Source organism: Oleiphilus sp. HI0067, assembly GCF_001635735.1.
Genome location: NZ_LWFI01000926.1, coordinates 1 through 1927, shown reverse-complemented (window position 1 = coordinate 1927; position 1927 = coordinate 1). Strand labels below are relative to the sequence as shown.

Below are 1927 nucleotides of genomic sequence, written 5' to 3'. Positions count from 1 at the left end.
TCGTACAGAACAGGTACTTGATCAGTGCCTGAATCTCGACGAAGCCGTTTGATGTTTTCTCCACCGATTGGACAGGGCATGATGGTGACATCAAGATTGAGCGCGGTAAGCGTTTCTCGAACAAGACGGCATTCCGGATCGCCTTCACGATCAAACAGGATAATCGGTTTTTCGGGCTGATAATGCTCTTTCGTACTAGATGTTCCTCGCCAAGAGCGAGCAATAGATGCAAATGTGGAGTTCAGAACATTAATCGTATGAAGCATGCATACACCCTTTTAATATTAAGCGGTTTTTTCTATAAACCGCAGCATTATAAGGCTTAAGATGCTTTAGTCGACCCCAGCGTACTCAATTGATTTAAACACTTGTTCTGCATAGTTTTGAACGTTAATCCTTGGGGCGTTCACTTCATAACGTCGTGATAATTCAACGTTGACCAAAATATTTGGCAAGCCACGATGCGGGCAGACCAAACCATATACATCAACGAGAGCAGGGCCTGCATTATTGCGACCACGCCAATCTTCTAATTGTTCTGCATAGGTGATACATTTATTACCGTATTCTTCAGCAGCCCAAGAATCTCGACCGTGAACAATCAGCCCTTCAACCGCGTCGTCATTCACATTTTCACGATAGGCTGAGAGATGCGCTTGCGCTGATTCAAACATTCCGAAAGCTGGCCCTCTATTCACCGCAACCTTCAACGAGTAACTGTCGTCATAGTTGAGTTGACTTAATTTGATTCGGTTTCCTGTACCGTAATCGACAGCAAACCAAGACTTTTCTGTGGGTACAACGACTGAAACCGCGGGGCCATATACCCGTTCACCAGGGCGAATATTGGTTCGATCAAAACTTGTTGCGCAGCCACTAATGATTAGCGTTAACGCTAGTAGCTTGATTATCGTATAGACGTTCGACATATCGGAATTTATTAGTATCGTTATTGTCAGCTTATTTAGTATGTCTTGAGCGAAGCTCAAGAATGCGCCTAAGCACTTAATTATTTGTTTTTATCGTGACATAAATAGATCGTCGCACCAAGCTCGCAGTGCGTGTTTTGACCTACTAGCATACGAATGATGAAGTTTATGTATCGTAAAAGCTTAATCCCACCTATACTTCGCGCGCATTCTTCCCCCACATACTGAGAACGAATACTTAATGTACTTTGAAGAGCTTGGCCTTAATCGAAATATCCTAAAAGCAATTGAGTTAAAAGGTTATAAGACACCATCCTCAATCCAGCAAGAGGCTATTCCTGCCGTATTAACAGGGCAAGATGTGATGGCTGCCGCGCAAACGGGTACAGGCAAAACTGCTAGCTTTACACTTCCTATTATTCAGTACCTTGAAGNAAAAGCTCGTGTAAAGGCCAATCAGGTCCGAGTACTCATTCTTACACCAACGCGAGAGCTTGCAGCTCAGGTGCACCAGAGTTTAGAAGATTACAGTCAATTCTCTGATACGCGCTCTGCAGTTGTGTTTGGAGGGGTGAAGATTAACCCTCAGATGTTGAAGTTAAGAAAGGGTATTGATGTATTAGTTGCAACGCCTGGACGCTTACTTGATTTATGTGAAAAGAATGCCGTAAAGCTCGATCAGATTGACGTATTTGTTCTAGACGAAGCCGACAGAATGCTGGATATGGGCTTCATTAATGATATTCGCCGCGTTATCGCGCTATTGCCCAAGCGCAGACAAAATCTGCTGTTCTCAGCGACATTTTCCGATGACATTCGTAATTTAGCGAAAGGCTTGATTCATGATCCCGTTGAGATCTCTGTATCGCCAAAAAATTCTGCCGCGAAAACTGTCGATCAATTAGTTATTCCAATTGATAAAGCTAACAAGTCACAAGCCTTAATTACCTTAATTAAACGCCATCAATGGTATCAAGTGCTCGTCTTTTGTCGGACAA

Annotated in this window: 3 protein-coding genes; 1 reads left to right on the top strand and 2 read right to left on the bottom strand. The window is 43.3% G+C overall.

What is annotated here, in order from left to right:
* The coding region (locus tag A3739_RS11205; protein ID WP_197472279.1) for a glutathione S-transferase N-terminal domain-containing protein at positions 1 to 266 on the bottom strand (266 nt) is incomplete at its 3' end.
* Between the two features lie 66 nt (positions 267 to 332).
* Positions 333 to 989, bottom strand: coding sequence for a hypothetical protein (locus tag A3739_RS11200; RefSeq protein ID WP_197472278.1), 657 nt, complete (start codon positions 987 to 989; stop codon positions 333 to 335).
* Between the two features lie 181 nt (positions 990 to 1170).
* Between A3739_RS11200 and A3739_RS11195 the strand changes: the two genes are divergently transcribed.
* A partial coding sequence (locus tag A3739_RS11195) for a DEAD/DEAH box helicase (protein WP_156502540.1) occupies positions 1171 to 1927 on the top strand: 757 nt, incomplete at its 3' end.